Below are 19,252 nucleotides of genomic sequence, written 5' to 3'. Positions count from 1 at the left end.
GGTGAAGACGCCGCAATTGATGAACGCGCTCTTCGACGCCAGCGGACGGTTGCGCTCCGCGCTGTATCTTTTGCGCGCCGACGCAGTACTACAAAACGGGCGTCGTCTTTCTCGCCTATCTGAACGGGTTTCAGCCGCATTTCTTCATGCCGGGCGGTCATCACGGGGCGCGTCCACCGCTCTATCTCGCGGACGTGTTCCGTCTCGCGGATGCAGCCCGCCTGCTGCGCGATCCCGCTCTCGCGGTTCAGCGCATGCGGCTTGTCATGCAAACGCTCGGACTATGATCGATGAGCGAGAGTCTCGATTGGAAATTGATGGAGAACAGGTTGCATCGCCTCTCTTGATTCACCCACTCTCAACAAACTTTGCAGCCTCAGCGCGCACACCGAAACCAGAACGCACAAGGATAGAGACATGACACAATCCCGGAACGAAAGAGACTCCGTACAGCGAGGGCGTTTGCTCACGCCGGGGATGTATGACCTGAATGACATCGAGATAGGAGATCATTTCGTCACGTCCGGCATGACGGTGACGGAAACGCACATCGTAAATTTCGCCGGCGTCTCGGGCGATATGTACGACATCCATCTTGACGACGTCGCCGCGCAGGAGGCGGGATTCCCCGGCCGGATCGCGCACGGACTGCTTGGCCTGGCACTCACCGATGGCCTGAAGACGCGATCGCCGGTCCGCATGAGCGCACTTGCGACATTGAGCTGGAACTGGTCGTTTCGCGAGCCGCTTCTTATTGGCGACCGAATTCAGGTCGATATCGAGGTCGTCGGCAAACGCGTGACAAAACGCATCGACCGGGGGATCGCGACGCTGAGGCTGAGCGTGCTGAATCAACTTGGCAATGTCGTGCAGGATGGCGAAACGCTACTGTTGATGACGAATCGCGCTTAGATTCTTCTTTCAAACGCTGGCACGTTTGTGGGGTTTTCCGGTGGGCTTCCCTTTGAAGCCGGCTTGATGACCGGACCGTTCCGTTTGCGGCCCTTCGCTGCCCGCCTGCGCGACTATCGGCAACGGGTCGCGTGTTGCCGTCGGCGGAGTATCCGAGGATCACCGCCGAGCATGAGAATCGCATCAGGCAGTGGCCGGCCAGATGCGATCATCGAACCAACGCCCCTGGATTGGCGACAATCTCGCGCACTGTGCGAACGCAGCAGCCGATCGGATCGCATCTTTCGCTCAATGCTCGACCTGCCAGCGCAGCACCGGATGCGTCGCGCCCGCCGGCATCACCCAGGCGCCATTGCTGCCGAAGTTCCAGCCGACAAAGCTCGTCGGGTCACTCATCTGCGCGGTGGTCAGACCGTTCGACGCGGGAAGATTGCCGCCGCTCTTCGCCTGACCCGTCGTTTCGGTATTCCAGTAGACGTCGCTGCCGAGCCCGGTGCAGTAGTCGCAGATCCCGCCGACCGTTACGCGGTTGAACGCAGAGACCTGGCCGGTCGCGAACGACTCCGTGACCGTGCCGTTACCGTGGTGGATGAGGCCGCCCGACGAGCCGCGCGATTCATTCGCCGCGACGATGCCGGTAGCGTATGACTGGGTGATCGTCCCCTCGTTATCGAAGACCAGGCCGCCACCGCCGGAGTCGGCGGAGACGGTGGCGTTGCTGCCGGAACGCGCGATTGTTCCGTAACTCGTGCCAACGAGTCCGCCTATGCTCGCGCCCGCCGCGTTGCTGGACCCCGACACGTAGCCCGATGTAAACGTATTGACGATCAGGCCGTAGTTGCTCATGGCCAGAATGCCGTCTGGTTTGTACGACGGCGCGTAAGTGCCGGAGACCGCATCGAGGATATTCACGTCCCGCACCACGCCGTTTGCGGCGATGTCGCTGAAGACCGCGTCAGTGTCGGGTTTAATGTGCGACACGCTGTGCCACATGCCGTCGAACTGCCCGCTGAACGCCAATTTGCTGGCGAAGCCCAGCGTCGTGAACGCGTAACCCGTCGCGTCGATATCGCGGCCCAGCGCGTAGTTGCCGCTCATATCGTTCGCGATGTTTTGCAGGTCATCGACCGAGTTGACGAGTTTGTAGCCGGTGATCTGCGTGAGCAGGCCGCTGTATTCCGGCGCGACCCACGCACTGTTCGCGAGCATGGTGCCCGGCGTATAGCTGCCGGTCATGTCATACAGCACGCTGACCGTGCCGGTGCTGCGCGACCAGTCGATGGTGCCACCGTTCGTGACGCTGCCGCCGTTGTTGATCGCCGCCGCGTCCGCGCGCAGCGTCAGCGCGCCGCTGCCCTGGTTGCTCAAGGTGACGCCCGGGCTGACCGTCAGGCTATGTGCCGCGTTCAGCACGAGCGATGCGCCGCCCGTCCATCGAATGCTCTGGTCGGCGTTGATGTCGCCGCTTTGTCCGTTCGCGCCGGTGGTTGTCATCGAAATCGATGTGCCGTCGTTGAGGCTGCGCGTGAAGGAACGCGACGCGCCGTTGTCACACGTGTAGGCGGGCAGCGTGACGTTCCACTGACCCGCGACGACTTTCGCGAAGTCGCCCCAGAATGTGAACAGTCCCGTATCCATATCGACCGTGCCGCCTTTGCCGTCCGCGTTTTTCGCGGCGATATTGCCCGCGAGAATCACCTGTCCTTTCGGACCTGCGACGAGCCACACGTGACCGTCGCGCACCGCCGTACCAGTTGCGCGCAAAACATCCGCGTTGCCGGCGAGCGCATAGATGTTGCCGTCGACGGCCTGCAGGTTCACCTGCGCCGCTTCGACGGCACCCGTATTGACGATCGCGCCGCCGCTCGCCGTCTGCACGAACATCTGCGGCGAACTCGACGAGTCCCGCAACAGCACCTTGTTGCCGACCGCGATCTCGGCCGTGCCGTTCGGCGCGCTGATGTTGCCGTAGTTGTCGACTTCGCTCGCGGCGATCAGCAGCACGTCGCCGTTGGTCGAGCCGATGTTGCCGAGATTGACCACACGCTGCGTCGACTGGCCGGAAAACGTGAGCGGACCGCCGGCCATGAACGACGCGTTGTCGGTATCGAGCGTGGACGCAACGAAGCGCCCGCCAGTCGTCACTACGCCTTGTGGACCGACCACCACGCCCTGCGGATTGATCAGGTAGACGCTGCCCGTAGCGTTGAGCTTGCCGAGAATTATCGACGGCGCGCCGCCTGTCACGCGATTGAGCGTCGCGCCGTCGCCGTTGTTGATGTTGACGGTGTTGTTCCGGCCGATCGAGAAGCGGTTCCAGTCGATCACGCCGCGTGAGGAACCCGGTTGCGTGACGGTCAGCGTATCGCCGGAAGTAGCGATCGAGCCGCTACCGCTCACATACGCGCCGCCTTGAGGCAGGATGCCCGCCGCGAGCACCGGTGCGGCGCACGAAAGACTTAGGAGCGAAACGATGCTGGAGACAGCAGGTAGCCTGCGCGCACCATGAGGCGGGCGCAGTGAGAGCGTATTGAGCGACATACTTTCCTCTCCTATGCAGGATCGGCATGCCACTAGGCCCGGAGATTTGTTTGAAGGTGTGGCCAGAGCAGCATAGACATAAACTGCGCACTTAACGAACAGGGAACTATCGGCGTTTCGCGACTTGATTCACTGCTTTTACGCCTTGTACAGGAAATATGATTTCCTTCACGTGGTCCCACAGCTGGAGTCGCTGCCTTCGAAAAACTGAGCCGCGATAATCCCGCTTGTCGGCGGTGGGTGAGCGGAGGCATCGTAACCCACGAGCAACTCACAATGCTTCGCTCAACCGGAGTGCACGTGACCGAATTCACACACAAGGTTCGGCCCGAGAATACTGAAACGTTGGCACACGCAATCGATGTCGTTAAAGCATCATCCTGATGAACCCATTTGGGTGGAAAGCTGGGTAGTAAGAGATAGCCGCGCGTTTCCTGATCCACGAGAGAACACGTCGCGTCGGCTTGTGCCCTGCCTTGTGCATCGCGCACACAGAGACGCAAGGCACCAGTCTGGATGAGGTAAGTGTATTCGGCCACTTCGCCGGCACGCAACAACATCTGGACAGCCCGAGCACTTCACGCTTAGAACAAGCCAAAGTCCTCGTTGCTGTCGGGAATCGCATTGAGCAGATCCCGAAGCGCGCGCCAGCCCACGAGTGCGGATAGAGTCAGCACGAGCGCGAGCAAGCTGCTCGCATGGGTGGACGTTCGTCTCGGCTCGCATCTCAAGGGGCAGGTCGACATTTCCATGCTCCGCGATCATGCGCGCTGGGCCGCGCTGTGCGGCACGATCGCCGCTAACGCCTGCGCCAACGTCGTGGGACCGAATCGTCGTTCACTGACGCCCGCTTGCACGTCGATGCGCCCCGCGTTGTGCGCGTCGTAAAGATCCACGATGAGCCGCGCGTGTTGCCCGCCCAAGCCCGCGCCTTCGAGCATCGCAGCCCATTGCTCCCGCGGCACGGCGTGTGGCATGACCGGCCGGCCCGCCAGTTCGCCGATAGTGCGAGCAACGTCTATCACGCTGACGCGTTCTTCACCTTCTATGCTCACCACCCGTGGCGAACGCTGAGGCGGCTCGCCGTCGAGCAGCAATTGAGCCGCCAGCGCGCCGACATCCTGCGCAGCCACAGTAGGAAAGCGCTTTTCCAGCGGATGATGCAGGCTCGGCAACACACCTTTCGACAATGCGAGCGGCAGTACGCGCGCCCAGTTGTGCATATGCTCGGCTGCGCGCAGGAACGTCAACCGGGTATCCACGGTACCGAGTTGCGTTTCGAGGTAGTGGAACAGCGTCGTGATGCCCGTTCCGCTCGGGTGTTCGGCGCCGTAGTCGGAAAGCGCGAGCACATGTGGCGGCGGATTTGCGCGCAATGCTTCGACGCTCACATCGATCATGCCGCGCATCGCGTTTGCCGGGTCATCGTGATGGCGCGGCACCGGACACAAAATCTGCACCGCGTGCGCGCCTTCCAGTGCACGCGCCACCGCAGCCCGGTCGTGCAAATCGGCGAGCGCGACATCGCAGCCGATTTGCGAGAGCGCATCGGCCTGCGCCACGCTATGAACCACGGCGCGCACGTGGCGGCCCGCGCGTCGCAATGCGGCTGCGCTCACTTTGCCGACATTGCCGCCTGCTCCAAAAATCACGAACATGGGATGCTCCTTACCGGATCGTCATGGCCGGATCATAAGGACGCGCCCAGCGGAAAACGCGCATGCAAAGATGCGTGTGAGCAGATTCGGATGACTCTTTGCTTGTCGCCGCCGCGCGCGGCAGCGAGGAGGCGTATTGAGCGCAGGCCCGAAAAACCATGCACAATGCCCGCAGACCGACTGCCATCCGCGAGATAAACGATGAATGCCGTCCCTGAGACCCGCACGCAGATCCCACCCGCGCACAGCGGCTCCCGTATCGCGCTGCGTTCGAGCCGAATGCTCGGCTGGCACGGTTTCGGCGCCGAGCTGGTGAACGTATCAGCCGGATTGCACCGGATACCGGCGTTCAAGCACCATCGGATCGGCGTGCATGTGGGCGCGCCCGTCCGAGCGCACTGTCATTGCAACGAGAAACCGCACTCGCGCATCCAGGCGCATGGCGACGCCGATGTGATTCCGGCAGGACTCGATGGGCAATGGAGCGATGAATCGGCCTGCACGATTTTTAGCGTATGGATCGGCGAAGATTTCGCGCGCAGGACCGCTGAACAGTTGGCGCTCAAAGCGAGCGGTATGCAGATTCGCCCGCAATTCCAGATGCGCGATCCTGGCTTTCAGCACCTTGCGTGGGCCTTGCGCGCGGAACTGGAAGCAGACGTGGCATCGGACCCGCTCTACGCCGAAAGTCTGTGCACGGCAATGGTGGTACGTCTGATCGGCGGCGCTGCGTCGCTCGACGACAAACGGCGCACGCTCGCGCCGAGAACAGCGGCGCGCGTGACCGAGTTTATCGAAGCACATCTCGACCGACGCCTCACCTTAAGCGAGCTTGCCGCGCTTGCCGACCTCAGCGTGCCGCATTTCAAGGTGCTGTTTCGCGCGACGCTCGGCGTGCCTGTCCATCAATACGTGGTGCAGCGGCGTGTAGAACGCGCGCGAACGCTGTTGCTGCAAGGCCGGCTAAGCGCCAGCCAGGTCGCGCTCGACGCGGGCTTCGCGCACCAGAGCCACATGGCGCACTGGATGAGCCGGCTCCTCGGCATGACGCCGCGCGAACTCGTGAAGTCGGGGGCGCGCTGACGTACCGCAACAGACGGTATTTGCATCAGCCCGGCGGCGGCGCCGCTGCCGTCAATTGCGAGTACACGTCATGCGACAGTTGCAGCAACTGCTTGCGGTCGATGCCGCCCGACACCGCATAGCCGAAATCGCCGTCGACCCAATAGAACACGTTAACCGGCCCGTCCTGATAGAGCTTGAATGCCGTCGTGTTCGCGTTCACCTTGCGGCGCGAGATGCACAGCGTCACCCGTTCGCCATTCTGGCCGCGATACATGAACTGCGCGGTGTCGCCGTCCGGACCGGGCAACAGGCGGCCACCCGAGAGCGCGAAGCCTGCCTTCGACAACATGGGCGGATGCACGTTCGTGCCGAGGCGACTCGCAAGCCACTGCACGAAGTCCTGCTCGCGATCCGCGTTCATCTCGGTGGGCCGGTCGACGGCCGGCATATATACGACATGCGCAACTGCAGCCTGACGCGCAAATACTTCGCTGCTGTCCGCACTGACAGGGCGCGTGTTAGACGAGCCCGCCACCGAGGGCAACGTGTCGCGTCCCATATGCGTACCGACGCCGATGCCGATGCCCATCACCAGCGCCGCCGCCATCCCCGCGAACTGCGGCCAGTTGGCAGCGACGCGCGAGCGGCGCGGCTCGCCCGGCTGCAAGCGCTTCGGCACGGGTTCGTTCAACACGCGGTCGTAGCGCTCATGAAACATGCTGTTCAGCGAGAAATAATCGCTGATGCGCGTGGCCAGATCCGGATTCTGTTCGAGCGCGCGCTCGACATCCGCACGTCGTTCCTCGGACAGCGTGCCGTCCACATAGGCGTGCAGTTCTTCTTCGCTAATCGGCGTAATTTGCTCGCTCATCGCACCACCTGTAATTTCGCACCGGGCTGGCTGCCCGCCATCAATGCCCGAAGCCGTTCGCGACCGCGCGAAAGCCGCGACATGACCGTGCCGATGGGCACGTTCAGCGCGAGCGCGACGTCGGCGTAGCTCATTTCCTCGAGACCTACCAGCAGCACGACTTCGCGCTGCTCGACGGGCAAACGCTGCAGCGCGTAGTCGAGGTCGCGCATTTCCAGCGAACGGGCCTGTTGCGCCGGCACGGCGAACTCGCTTTCATGCACGCTTTCGTCGTCGACCGCCACGTGAACCGCGCGTGACGACGCCTTGCGCGCCTGATTCGCGAACACGTTGTGCATGATCGTAAATAGCCAGGCACGCAGATCGGTGCCGGCCTGGAACATTCCGGTGCGGCCGAGCGCGCGTTCGAGCGTGTCCTGCACCAGATCGTCGGCCAGGTCGCGATTGTTGATCAGCGCCCGCGCATAGCGCCGCAAGCGCGGCACGTGTTCCATCAACTCGTCACGAACATCCATTATTCATCCCGGTCATGGGGCCTCTCGTGGACACGGAGCGGCGGCGCTTCGTCGGGCGTCGCACGCGTTTGTAGTGCAAACACGCGTGAGCGCATTTTATTCCCTTGCCCGAACGGCTCCCCGCAAGATCGTGCGCTTTCATTGCAGGGTCATGACGTCGGCGGCGCGCATCAGGCCGTGCGTGCGCGCATTGCCGGCGACCACGAAGCGCTGCCGCTGCGCGGTCCATGTCAACAGACGTACGTCGCCGATGCGGCGTGCCGACCATTGCGGCTGCGCGGGCGCGAGCAGCGCGAGCGTCGACAGCACCACGACCGGCTCATTGTCGCCATTCAAATAGATGAATTCAGTGGCGCGCTGCAGCAGACCTAGCGACACGACGCGCTGATCCACCAGCCGCAGCCCGATCGCCTCCAGGTTGGGGGCGGACGGGTCCCTGCGGGTCGGCGATGCGGCGGGAAATGGCGCGGCGGCGGTTTCGGCCAGCGCCATGATGGCTGCGTTGTTAAGCGCCTGCCGCGTGACCTCGGTGGCCGCCAGCCAGCCGCTCACGGCGATGCACGCGATAACGAGCGCAACCAACGCCCTGAGCGGCTTGCGCAAGCGCAGCCTTAAAGCGCTGCCCCAGCGGCTGCCGGAGTCTCGCCGCCCGTTGAATGCGCTAGCCGCCGGTTCGTCGGCGGTCTGAAAGGAGCGCTGCATCTGTTCGTTCAGCTTGCCGTAAAAGGCGACCCGGCGCGCTTCCGCCGGATCGCGGCCGAGATAGTCGCGCAGAAACGCGGCGCGCGCCGGCGACAGCGTGCCGTCGGCGTAGGCCTGAATGTCGGCTTCGGAAAGCGGCGAATCGGTAGGGGCGTCGGTCGGGTTCATGATGAAAGGTCTCCGGGCAGGATCCGGCTAATGAGGTGCAAACACCGCCGCGCACCAGTTTATTCCGCTCGCGTGACCCAAGTTTGCGCAACGTCTTTTACTGTGCCATCGCGGCGTTGCGGAAGCTAGCAAACCCATTCGCGACCTGCTTTATTCCGCGGACCGGATATGTTTTTTACACGAGACTTGCACAGGAATAAAAGCCGGTGAAGCGTGGTTCTCCCTGATGCAAACCCGCACACAACTCACCGGAGTTCATCATGAAGAAGATCGCTTTTGCCGCATTGTCCGTCGTCGTTCTGGCCGCTTCGTCGAATGTTTTCGCGCAAGGAAAAACCCGTGCTGAGGTCTACCAGGAACTGATCCAGGCACAACAGAACGGTCTCGATTACGTGACCGACGCATCGTATCCGGACGTCAACCCGGTCTTCGCGCATATGGTCGAACAGCACAAGCAGGCGCTTGCCGCCGAGGCCGCCGCGAACCGCGTCGCGAGCGGCACCACGCCGACGGACAGCATGAATTGAGCGCGTTTGAAATGCCGACGGCCGGCGCGCGTTGCGAACGAGCGCGCCGGAAATCGAACGGAATAGACTTGCGCGGCGCGTGTTAGCCAATCAACGCACCGATTCAGCAAGGAGTCTCCGTGACAAAAAACACCGTTCCCGATCATCGACCTCATTGCGTGCCGTGCCGGCTTGCCGCGATAGGCGCTGTCGTGCTTCTTTCCGCAGGCGGCTTCGCATATACGGCTGGGTGGTTGACGCCGCAACGTCTGAGCGCGCCGCGCATCGTCGATACGTTTCAGGCCGTGGCCGGGCAACCGCATCCGGGCTATCGCCGCAATCATGCGAAGGGCCTGTGCGTCGAAGGTTATTTCGACAGTAACGGTCAGGGCGAGCGGGTCTCGCGCGCGGTCGTGTTCGCGCCCGGCCGCACGCCGGTCACCGGACGCTTTGCGGTGCCCGGCGGCAATCCGTCCGCGCCCGATACGAGTTCCCCGGTGCGCAGTCTCGCGCTGCTGTTTCAATTGAAGAACGGCGAGCAGTGGCGCACCGGAATGAACTCGACACCTGTTTTTGCGGTGCACACACCTGAGCAGTTTTATCAGCAACTGCTCGCCGCAACGCCCGATCCGGCGACCGGCAAACCGGACCCGGCCCGACTCAAGGCCTTTTACGCAGCCAATCCGGAGACCAAACCGTTCCAGACGTGGGTGAAGGCGCATCCGCCTTCGTCGAGCCTCGCGAACGCCGCGTACTACGGCATCAACGCGTTCCGTTTCACCAACGAGACCGGCGACACGCGCGCGGTACGCTGGGCGATGGTGCCCGAGACGCCGTACGCGCCGATTACGGACGCGCAAAAGGCCGAGAAGAACTTTCTCGCGGCGGACCTGGACGAGCGTCTGCAGAGCGGCCCGTTGCGCTGGCATCTGATCCTGACCGTTGCCCATCCCGGCGATCCCACCGACGACGCCACGCTGCAATGGCCCGCCAATCGCGAGAATATCGACGCGGGGACGCTGGTCATCGAGCGCAGCACGTCGCAGGAAAACGGCGCTTGCCGCGACGTCAATTTCGATCCGACGATCGTGCCGGCCGGCATCGCGCCTTCGGACGATCCTTTGCTCGCCGCGCGCTCGGCTGCCTATGCGCTGTCGTTCAAGCGCCGCACGCGCGAGGAAACGCTGCATCCCGAGCTTCATCAAACCCCGACACACGGAGAGCGCTCATGACGCGGCCCCGCACGCACTTCAGTCCGCTAGCGCGGTTTTTGCACTGGACGATGGCGCCGCTCATCGTCGCGATGCTGTTTATCGGCGTCGGCATGGTCGCAACCGTGTCGCGCGCGCATGACACGCTGATTGCGATTCACAAGCCGCTTGGCATCGCTTTGCTGTTGCTCGTGGTGATACGCGCAAGCGTGCGCATCCGGCGCGGCAGTCCGCCATTGCCTCACGACATGCCCGCATCGCAAAGAATGGCGGCGAAGGGCTCGCATGCGGTGCTCTATGCATTGATGTTTGCGATGCCGCTGATCGGGTGGGCGATGCTGTCCGCAGCGGGCTATCCGCTCACGCTATGGGGTCCGCTGCATTTGCCGCCGATCGCGCCGCATAGCGTCGAGCTTTTCGCGGTGCTGCGCGCATTGCATACGTGGCTCGCTTTTGCTCTGTTCGGCACGGTGCTGCTGCATCTCGCGGCGGCGCTGTTTCATGGCCTGATCCGCCGCGACGGCGTGTTTTCGAGTATGGCGCGCGGCGGACGCTAGACGTCGCGTGCTACTTGCGGATTCGCTCGGAGCGGGGATCGTAAGGCGCCTTCAGGTGGAGAGTAGCCGGCAGCAATTCACCGGCTACGTCGATCGCATACGCGCCGCTCGTCAGATACGCGGGGTCTGCTGCGCCATCGGGATTGTTCACATAGCCCATCGCGACCGGACAGCCGAGCGTATGGCCGAAAGCCGCCGAACTCACGAAGCCGACCGGTTTGCCGTCGCGGAGAATCGCTTCGCCGCCCCATAGCATGCGATCCGCTGCGCCGTCCGCAGTCAGCACCACCATGCGACGGCGCAGCGGTTTGTCGCGGAGTTCGAGCAGTGCGGCGCGGCCGCGGAACGGAATGCCGGAGTCGAGCTTGCATGCGAATGCAAGGCCCGCTTCAAACGGATTCGTGTCCGGTGTCAGCTCGCGGCCCCATGCGCGGTAACCCTTTTCGATGCGCAACGAGTCGATCGCGTAGTAGCCCGCATTGACGAGGCCAAACGCTTTGCCGGCTTCATGCAAGGTCTCGTACACGCCCACTGCGAATTCGACCGGTACGTACAGCTCCCACCCGAGTTCACCGACATAGGTGAGGCGGGTCGCGCGCACGGTTGCATAGCCGATATCGACTTCGCGGCTTTGGCCGAACGCGAACGACTCGTTGCGCCAGTCCGCTTTCGACACGCTTTGCAGCAGTTCGCGCGAGCGCGGTCCCATCACGGCGAGCACCGCATATTGGCTCGTCACGTCGACGAGCACGCAGTGCTTATCGCGCGGAATTGCTTTGTCGATCATGTCGAAGTCGCGCGTGGTTTGCGCGGTGCCGGTGACGAGCAGGTACTGATCCGCGGCGAGGCGCGTGAGCGTGAAGTCCGATTCGTAATTGCCGCGTTCGTTGAGCATGCCGGTGTAGACCGTGGTGCCCGGCGGCACGTCGACGTCGTTCGCGACCAGGCTTTGCAGAACGCTGTGCGCGTCGCGGCCTTTGACGAGAAATTTGGAGAACGACGTCATGTCGAAGAGCGCCACGCCTTCACGGCATGCACGGTGTTCGGCGCCGCTTAACGGCAGCCAATTCTGCTGGCCGAAAGCGTAGTGGATGCGTGCTTCGTCGCGCGTCGGCGCGAAAAAATTGGCGCGCTCCCAGCCCATTTTGCTGCCGAAACACGCGCCTTCCTCGCGCAGCAAAGCGTACAGCGGCGAGCGGCGAAACGGACGGGCGCTGTCGAGTTCGCGATTGGGCCACGGCATCGCATAGTGCAGGCCGAGCGTTTCCTTCACGCGGTCGTGCAGCCACGTGTCGTTGCCGTTAAAGCGCGCAAAGCGGCGAATGTCGACCGGCCACAAATCCATGGTCGGCTCGCCCGCCACGATCCATTCGGCCAGCGCCATGCCGGCGCCGCCCGCCGAGGCGATGCCCATCGAGTTGAACCCCGCGCCGACAAAAAAGCGTCGCAGTTCGGGCGCCTCGCCAAGCATGAAGTTGTTATCGGGTGTGAACGATTCGGGACCGTTGTAGAACTGGCGGACTTGCGCCGTTTCGAGCGCGGGTACGCGTTGCAGCGCGTTCCTCATGAGGATTTCGAATTGATCCCAATCGTCGGGCAGCAACTGGAATTCGAAGTTTTCGGGAATGCCTTGCATGCCCCACGGTTTCGCGTCGGGTTCGAAGCCGCCCATGACGAGGCCGCCCACTTCTTCCTTGAAATAGATAAAGCCGTCCGGATCGCGCATGACGGGCAGGTCGGGGTGCACGCCGGCAACGCGTTCGGTGACGATGTAGTAGTGCTCGGCCGAGTGCAGCGGCACCGTGACGTCGCACAGGCGGCCCACGGCCTTGGCCCACTGGCCGGCGCAATTCACGACGATCTCGGCGCCGATCGTGCCTTCGTCACCATTCTTGTTGCGCCACGCAATGCCACTCGCTTCGCGCGCGCCGTGGGCGTCGCGCGTGTGGATCGCTGTCACGCGGGTGTTCTCGACGATGCGCGCGCCGCGCATGCGGGCGCCGCGAGCGAGGGCCTGGGTCAGATCGGTGGGATTCGCTTTGCCGTCGCCGGGCAGCCAGACGGCGCCGAGCAGGTCGTCGGTGCGCATGACAGGCCATAGATCGCCGGCCTCGCGCGCGCTGATCACATCGCACCCCACGCCGTACGCGCGGGCCACAGCGGCGGTGCGCTTGAGTTGCGTCATCCGCTCGGCAGTGCGGGCGATCGACAGCGAGCCGCATTGTTTCCAGCCCGTTGCAAGGCCGGTCTCGGCTTCGAGCTCCGCGTAAAGCGCGGTCGAATAGCGGATCAGCTTCGTCATGCTTTCCTGAGCGCGCAACTGGCCGACCAGACCGGCCGCATGCCATGTCGTCCCGCAGGAAAGCTGGCCTTGTTCCAGCAGGACCACGTCGGTCCAGCCGAGCTTGGTCAGGTGGTACGCAACCGAGCAACCGATGATGCCGCCGCCGATGACGACGACGCGCGCGTGCCGAGGGATAGGTGTGGACATGTGTTGGAACCGAGTGATCAGTGTGCGAAGATTGCCGCACAAATACACATAAATCAACAGGTGATCGGGCCTTGGTAGGTGGGTGACGTGGTGACATCTGTATGTCATGTGTCGGCTGTAGGAACCTTGCAGAAGCCCAATGGCGGCCCTTGCCGTGGGACACCGCCTCGACGCGCACCCAAGGTTTGGATGTGGTTTCACGTGGGAATATATGTGAACTGCCACGCCGAAACGTTGTTTTTGCTAGACTCACCGAAATCCTCATTCGCCCCATTCCATGTTCTCGACCCAACGCCAGAGCGAAATCCTGCAGCTCGTTCGCGAGCAGCGCACCTGCACGATCACCGGACTTGCCGCGCGCTTCGAGGTTTCAGACGAGACCATCCGCCGCAATATCAAACCGTTGATTGCGCAGGGCCTGCTTCTGAAGGTACACGGCGGCATCATGCTGCCCGAGCGCCTCGACGAGCCGCCGTTCGAACGGCGCATGGCGGCGAGTCTCGCGGGCAAGCGGGCGATCGGCGCGCGCATCGCCGAACTGGTGCGCGACGGCGACTCGCTGATCCTCGACGGCGGCAGCACGTGCGTGCATATCGCGCGGGCGCTGACAGCGCGCTCGCGGCTCACGGTCGTGACCAACTCCATCGAAGTGGCTCGCCTGCTAGCGCCGCGCAACGGCAACCGCGTGTTCATCGCGGGCGGCGAACTGCGTGCCGACGACAGCGCCGCGATCGGCGACAGCGTTCAGGCTTTTCTGCGCCAGTTTCATGTGCGTCACGCGATCGTCTCGGTGACCGCCATCGACATGCAGGGGCATTTCATGGACGCGCTTCCCGCCGACGTCGCGTATTCGCTCGCGGCGTTCGCTCAGGCGGAGAGTCGCGTGGTCGCGGCGGATCACGCCAAATTCGGACATAGCGCGCTGCTGCACGCGTTCGGCGCGGATTGCGTGGACCTGCTCGTTACCGACGAAGCCCCCGCGCCGGCGCTTGCACAAGCGCTGACGGCCGCCGGTGTGGAGGTGCTCGTCGGCGCGCTGCCCGGCGGTGGGGCGAGAAGCTGCGAGGAGGGCGAGGAGGGCGAGGACGGCGAGGACAGCGCGCGCCCTTTGTAGCAACCGGCTTACCCTTTTAGCTCATCAACCGTAGCTGAATCCAGCCTGCGCGTCCGCCCTGGTCGCCGCTTGCGCAGCGCGCCCGGCGGGCACGCTGACATCCTTCGCCGGGAGCGCCTCGAACGCACACACTGCCCGACGCACCGCAAACCCCGCCCGCAAGCTCCCGCCACGCGAGCGCCACCTCGCACAGCCAATTCGCGCCAACGCGTAAAATGGCCGGTTATCACTGGCAGCCAGGCTCCGGGCGAACCAAGCGGTGGACAGCGCCGTCCGCCGGCAGTTGCCTCCCGCGCCGCCTGCCTGCGCCGGCTTGAAGAGGATGCCCCCAGATGTCGTCAGTTTTCTTTGATCGGGAACGGATTGCAGAATGGCTCGGTGAAAATACCGTCGCCAAGGCGCGCGCGGTCGGGCCCGTCAGCAACGTGGCATGGCACGGGGCCACGCTGACTGGCGACGTGCAGGGCTCACAGCCGCTTCCTTACAGAACGCGTGTACGTTTTCGCACCGACGGCGGCTTGCCGTGGGCCCAGAGCGACTGCACCTGCCCGGTCGGCCGCAATTGCAAGCACGTCGCCGCGCTGCTGCTGGCCGAGCTCGAATATCACGACGAGATGGACCACATCATCAACGTGGACGGCGATGAGCGTGACGATAGCGCCGCCGTCTTCGCCCGATTTGCAGCGGCGGAACGCACCGCCTTGCAATCCGGCGTGCGTCCCGAACTGGTCAGCTGGCTGGAACGCTTCCGGGCACGCGCGGAAGCCGCCGATGCCGCTGTCCAGAAGGCGAGCGCCGCGCGCACCGAGACGCTCGCGTACCGGCTGAACTGGTCTGACTTCCACATGCGGCACGAAGTCGTGCTGCACCGCGCGCGCTGCAATCCGGACGGCCGCATCGTCTCCGTCGGCGAAACGTGGGGCAACGTCGAAGCGGCGCTCGTCAAGCAACCGGGGTTCGTGTCGGACGAAGATCTGTCCATCTTGCGCGGCCTGTGGCTCGGCCGTTCCCGTGAAGACTTCGGGCAATTCATTCTGCGCGGCACGAGCGGCGCGGAGATGCTGCAAAAGCTCATTGCCACCGGGCGCCTCTTCGTCGACTTCAGGATTGCGCCCGGTCAGGAAGGACCCACGCCGCTCGCGCGCGCGGCCGACCGGCCCGGGCGCATCGAGTGGGAGCCGCTTGCCGACCAGCGTCTGCGCCCGGTTCTGTGCACCGAGCCGCGCGCCAGCATGGTGTTGCCCACCGAACCGGTCTGGTATGTGGACGGCGTGGCCAACGAGGCCGGTATCGTGCGCTCGTCGCTACCGTTCCAGCAATTGCCCGATTACCTCGCGATGCCGCCTATTTCGCTCGCCGAAGCGCCCCTTGTCGCGTCGGTGCTGCGCGAGGTCGCGCCCGACTTGCCACTGCCACCCACGCATGACGCGCCGGCCATCCGCGTAATCGACGTGGAGCCGGTGCCTGTGCTCACGCTCAATAGCCACGCGCTGCCGTCCGCCGGAAAGGCCAAAGGCCTCGCCGTCGAACTGGCCGGCGTGAGCTTCGACTACGACGGCGTCAGCATCAACGTGGACAGCAGCGTGACGCTCGTGCCCATGCCGGGCGGCGACGTCATTCATATCCGCCGCCGCTACGAGGTCGAGAAGAAGCGCCTGCTCGAACTTCGCAAGAGCGGGCTGCAGAAGGTGCCCACGAGCCGCGTGTTCGCGTCGCGGCAACTGCCCGATACGATGCTCGGCCTGGCCGATGCGGACGCCTGGTCCTCGTTTGTCAGCGACGCGGTGCCGGAACTCGTCAGCAAGGGCTGGCGTGTGACGATGGCGCCGGAGTTCCGCTACAACGTCATCGAGATCGACGCGATCGACGGCACCGCGCATCAGGCGGGCGACGGCTGGTTCGATCTTGAAATGGGCATCCGCATCGGCGAGCGCAATGTGCGGCTCGAGCCGCTGCTCGCCGATCTGTTCCGGCGCGACCGGCGCTGGCTCGGCGGCGCGCTGGAGTCGATTGCCGACGACGAACCCATCGAATTGAAGACCGAAGAGAACAAGCGCCTGCGGCTGCGCGCGGACAGGCTCAAGCCGGTGGTGCGCGTGCTGGTCGATCTGTTCGATTCGCTCGGCGCCAGCCTGGCCGAGGGCGCGCCGCTGCGCGTGCCCTCCGTCGACGCAGGCCGCCTCCAGGCATTGAGCGATACCGGCCGCTGGCAGTTTCGCGGCGACGATTCCATCCGCGAACTCGCGCAGCGTCTGCAAGCCGGTCCCGGCTTGCGCGAGGTGCCGGTGCCCCGCGGTCTGCAAGCGGAATTGCGCGCGTATCAGCAGCAGGGTCTGAACTGGATGCAGTACCTGCGCGAGCAGGGTCTGGCCGGTGTACTCGCCGACGACATGGGCCTCGGCAAGACCGTGCAGACGCTTGCGCATATCCTCGCCGAGAAGGAAGCGGGCAGGCTCGACCGGCCCGCGCTGATCGTCGTGCCGACCACGCTCGTGCACAACTGGCGCGAAGAAGCGCGGCGCTTCGCGCCCGAGCTGAAGGTGCTGGTGCTGAACGGCCCGCAGCGCAAGGAGCGCTTCGAGCGGATCGGCGAACATGAACTGATCCTGACGACGTACGCATTGCTGTGGCGCGACCAGAAGGTGCTCGCTGAACACGAATATCACCTGCTGATTCTCGACGAGGCGCAGTACGTGAAGAACGCAACGACGAAAGCCGCCCAGGCAATCCGCGGCTTGAACGCGCGGCACCGGCTGTGTCTGACAGGCACGCCGCTCGAAAATCACCTGGGCGAACTATGGTCGCAGTTCGATTTTCTGCTGCCGGGTTTTCTCGGCAGCCAGAAGGACTTCACGCGCCGCTGGCGCAATCCGATCGAAAGGAATAACGACGGCGTGCGCCGCGCGTTGCTTGCGCGTCGCATCCGGCCATTCATGCTGCGGCGTCGCAAGGACGAGGTCGCGAAAGAGTTGCCGGCCAAGACGACGATCGTGTGCTCCGTCGATCTGGAAGGCGCGCAGCGCGATCTGTATGAAACCGTGCGTACGGCGATGCAGGAGAAGGTGCGCGCCGCCGTGAGCGCACAGGGTCTCGCGCGCAGTCACATCATCGTGCTCGACGCGCTGTTGAAGCTGCGGCAGGTGTGTTGCGATCCGCGACTTGTGCGCACGCTCAGGACCGCGGGCGAGGGCGCCGAACGCAGCGAGGACGCAGCCGGCAAGCCGGCGAGCCCCGATAAGGCGGAAAAGGCCGCACGAGGCATGCGCTCCGCCAAACTCGACCTGCTGCTGTCCATGCTGCCGGAGCTGATCGAAGAGGGACGCCGCGTGCTGTTGTTCTCGCAGTTCACCGGCATGCTCGCGCTGATCGCCGAGGCGCTGAACGAAGCGGCGATTCCGTATGTGATCCTGACCGGCGACACGACGGATCGGATCACGCCTGTCGAGCGTTTTCAGCAAGGCGAAGTGCCGCTGTTCCTGATCAGCCTGAAGGCGGGCGGCGTGGGGCTGAACCTCACCGCTGCGGATACCGTGATCCACTACGACCCGTGGTGGAATCCCGCCGCCGAGAATCAGGCCACCGACCGCGCGCATCGACTCGGACAGGACAAGCCCGTGTTCGTCTACAAACTGATCGCGGCGGGCAGCATCGAAGAAAAGATCGTGGAATTGCAGGAGCAGAAGGCCGGTCTTGCCGACAGCATTCTCTCCGAAGACGCCGCCGGCGCGGCCAAGTTCTCCGACGACGACATCGACGCGCTGTTTGCGCCGATGCCCGAGCTCGAAGGCGGAAGGTGACGCGAACCGTTTCGGGACAGTGCGCGCCGGTCATGCGTTCGGACATGAAGCGCTAGCATCAGCCATTGAAATACCGACGTTTTCCCGGTATTCAAAATCCCCAGATTTGACTCCGCATTGTTCAAAGACGTCACAAGTCGTCAAGAAACGCGGAGTTTGTCTGCCTGCCGTCAACGGTTGTTTCCCGTACTCGTTGAACACGCGACCATCATCAGGTCAGTCAACGCAGTACGTTAAGGAAATAACCGTCATGAACAAGCATTTCGTCGCCGCCGCTGTCGCCGGCCTCTTCTCGATCGCAGCGTTCGCGCAGGCTTCGGCACCGGTCGCGGCCTCGTCGCAAGCTGCTGTTGCGGCTCCGCAAGAAGCAAAGCCGGCAGTCCAGCACCATCACGCCACGAAGCAACACAAGCACGCGCATAAGCATGCGCACAAGCATTCCCACCACGCAGCATCGGCTGCTGGCGGCGAACAAAATGCCGCACCGGCGTCCGACGAAGCAGCGCCCGCCAAGCCGTAACCGTTACGCCGCGTAGCGAGCCTGTGAAGACGCGGGCCGGTGCATCGCATCGGCCCGTTTCCTGTCTTGCTGTTCATTGCCCAAAATCTGCGCGAGACACAAGGCACCGTCTTCTTCGGGCGGCCCGGTCGCCGGTCGACGGCGCGAAGCGTCGTGGGCGTTGCCGTTGGGATTCACGTCTAGTTAGTTAGGACTCTTGTATGAAACGTATTTGTCTTTCGATCGCGTTTTGTTGCGCGATGAGCCTGTCCGTCGTCGCTCAGGCAAAGAGCTTCGGCTTCGCGCTCAACCCGTCCACCCACGCGGCTGCCAATGCTCCAGTGACACAAGGCTGGCACGACGGCCACTATTGGGACGGTCACCGTTCGTGGAGTCGCGACGAGTGGGAAGGGCGGCGGGCGCGTGCAGCGGGCGACCACGATGCTTATCGCTTCAATCACGACGCTCATTGCCCGCCGGGCCACGCGAAGAAACACGAGTGCTGATGTTCACGCCCGCATTGAACGCGTGCGCCGGCTGCGCAGCGTGTTCGACAGGCGGACCTCTCCATGCCGAACGCCGCGCCACTGTAGCGGCGGTGGCTCGATGCGACGCCTTGCACTATCCCGATCTCGCCCCACTGTT

At 63.8% G+C, this 19,252-nt stretch carries 16 protein-coding genes; 10 read left to right on the top strand and 6 right to left on the bottom strand.

The window, feature by feature from the left end:
* Positions 1-65 precede the first annotated feature (65 nt).
* A complete protein-coding gene (locus JMY24_RS24655; protein ID WP_413231267.1) occupies positions 66-287 on the top strand; it encodes a DUF993 family protein in 222 nt (73 codons plus the stop codon).
* Positions 288-417: 130 nt separating this feature from the next.
* Positions 418-912: a MaoC/PaaZ C-terminal domain-containing protein gene (locus JMY24_RS24650; RefSeq protein ID WP_128596714.1), complete on the top strand. Its 495-nt coding sequence runs from the start codon at positions 418-420 to the stop codon at positions 910-912.
* A 288-nt stretch (positions 913-1,200) separates the two neighbouring features.
* On the opposite strand, the gene JMY24_RS24645 is transcribed toward JMY24_RS24650, so the two are convergent.
* Both JMY24_RS24645 and JMY24_RS24640 read right to left on the bottom strand, forming a co-directional pair.
* Positions 1,201-3,453: a two-partner secretion domain-containing protein gene (locus JMY24_RS24645; RefSeq protein WP_128596715.1), complete on the bottom strand. Its 2,253-nt coding sequence runs from the start codon at positions 3,451-3,453 to the stop codon at positions 1,201-1,203.
* A gap of 761 nt (positions 3,454-4,214) precedes the next feature.
* Entirely contained in the window at positions 4,215-5,111 is an 897-nt protein-coding gene (locus tag JMY24_RS24640; RefSeq protein WP_128596716.1) for an NmrA family NAD(P)-binding protein, read from the bottom strand.
* A 201-nt stretch (positions 5,112-5,312) separates the two neighbouring features.
* Between JMY24_RS24640 and JMY24_RS24635 the strand changes: the two genes are divergently transcribed.
* A complete protein-coding gene (locus JMY24_RS24635; protein WP_128596717.1) occupies positions 5,313-6,194 on the top strand; it encodes an AraC family transcriptional regulator in 882 nt (293 codons plus the stop codon).
* 25 nt (positions 6,195-6,219) lie between these two features.
* On the opposite strand, the gene JMY24_RS24630 is transcribed toward JMY24_RS24635, so the two are convergent.
* From JMY24_RS24630 to JMY24_RS24620, 3 genes are all read right to left on the bottom strand, one after another.
* Positions 6,220-7,047 carry an anti-sigma factor family protein gene (locus JMY24_RS24630; protein WP_128596718.1) on the bottom strand — a complete coding sequence of 276 codons (828 nt, stop codon included), beginning with the start codon at positions 7,045-7,047 and terminating at the stop codon, positions 6,220-6,222.
* Entirely contained in the window at positions 7,044-7,562 is a 519-nt protein-coding gene (locus tag JMY24_RS24625) for a sigma-70 family RNA polymerase sigma factor (protein ID WP_128590591.1), read from the bottom strand. Before JMY24_RS24625 ends, JMY24_RS24630 begins: the two co-directional genes overlap by 4 nt.
* A 138-nt stretch (positions 7,563-7,700) precedes the next feature.
* Positions 7,701-8,432 carry an anti-sigma factor family protein gene (locus JMY24_RS24620; protein ID WP_128596719.1) on the bottom strand — a complete coding sequence of 244 codons (732 nt, stop codon included), beginning with the start codon at positions 8,430-8,432 and terminating at the stop codon, positions 7,701-7,703.
* Positions 8,433-8,692: 260 nt separating this feature from the next.
* Here JMY24_RS24620 and JMY24_RS24615 point away from each other — a divergent pair, with 260 nt between their 5' ends.
* The 3 genes from JMY24_RS24615 to JMY24_RS24605 all read left to right on the top strand — a co-directional run bounded on the left by JMY24_RS24615 (position 8,693) and on the right by JMY24_RS24605 (position 10,706).
* Complete coding sequence (locus tag JMY24_RS24615; RefSeq protein ID WP_128590588.1) at positions 8,693-8,959, top strand: DUF4148 domain-containing protein; 267 nt, start codon at positions 8,693-8,695, stop codon at positions 8,957-8,959.
* Positions 8,960-9,078: 119 nt separating this feature from the next.
* Positions 9,079-10,170 (top strand): catalase family peroxidase, encoded by a 1,092-nt coding sequence (locus JMY24_RS24610; RefSeq protein WP_201703084.1) that lies wholly within the window; start codon positions 9,079-9,081, stop codon positions 10,168-10,170.
* The gene (locus tag JMY24_RS24605; protein ID WP_128590583.1) at positions 10,167-10,706 is read left to right on the top strand and encodes a cytochrome b; all 540 of its coding nucleotides are present in this window, start codon (positions 10,167-10,169) and stop codon (positions 10,704-10,706) included. The genes JMY24_RS24610 and JMY24_RS24605 overlap by 4 nt, the downstream gene beginning before the upstream one ends.
* Before the next feature lie 10 nt (positions 10,707-10,716).
* Here the strand turns inward: JMY24_RS24605 and JMY24_RS24600 are convergent, their stop codons facing one another.
* Positions 10,717-13,197 carry a GcvT family protein gene (locus JMY24_RS24600; protein WP_128596720.1) on the bottom strand — a complete coding sequence of 827 codons (2,481 nt, stop codon included), beginning with the start codon at positions 13,195-13,197 and terminating at the stop codon, positions 10,717-10,719.
* Between the two features lie 277 nt (positions 13,198-13,474).
* On the opposite strand from JMY24_RS24600, the gene JMY24_RS24595 reads away from it, so the two are divergent.
* The 4 genes from JMY24_RS24595 (at position 13,475) to JMY24_RS24580 (ending at position 19,113) form a co-directional block, all read left to right on the top strand.
* Entirely contained in the window at positions 13,475-14,311 is an 837-nt protein-coding gene (locus JMY24_RS24595) for a DeoR/GlpR family DNA-binding transcription regulator (RefSeq protein WP_201703083.1), read from the top strand.
* A gap of 332 nt (positions 14,312-14,643) precedes the next feature.
* Positions 14,644-18,108, top strand: a complete 3,465-nt coding sequence (locus tag JMY24_RS24590) for a DEAD/DEAH box helicase (RefSeq protein WP_201703082.1) — start codon at positions 14,644-14,646, stop codon at positions 18,106-18,108.
* A gap of 250 nt (positions 18,109-18,358) precedes the next feature.
* Positions 18,359-18,628, top strand: coding sequence for a hypothetical protein (locus tag JMY24_RS24585; RefSeq protein ID WP_128590299.1), 270 nt, complete (start codon positions 18,359-18,361; stop codon positions 18,626-18,628).
* Positions 18,629-18,828: 200 nt separating this feature from the next.
* Positions 18,829-19,113: a hypothetical protein gene (locus tag JMY24_RS24580; RefSeq protein ID WP_128596721.1), complete on the top strand. Its 285-nt coding sequence runs from the start codon at positions 18,829-18,831 to the stop codon at positions 19,111-19,113.
* Positions 19,114-19,252: the final 139 nt, after the last annotated feature.

Source organism: Paraburkholderia kirstenboschensis (assembly GCF_904848585.1).
In the GTDB taxonomy this organism is placed as follows: Bacteria; Pseudomonadota; Gammaproteobacteria; order Burkholderiales; family Burkholderiaceae; genus Paraburkholderia; species Paraburkholderia kirstenboschensis.
Note: the sequence above shows the minus strand (reverse complement) of the source record. Positions and strands in the feature narration are given on the sequence as shown.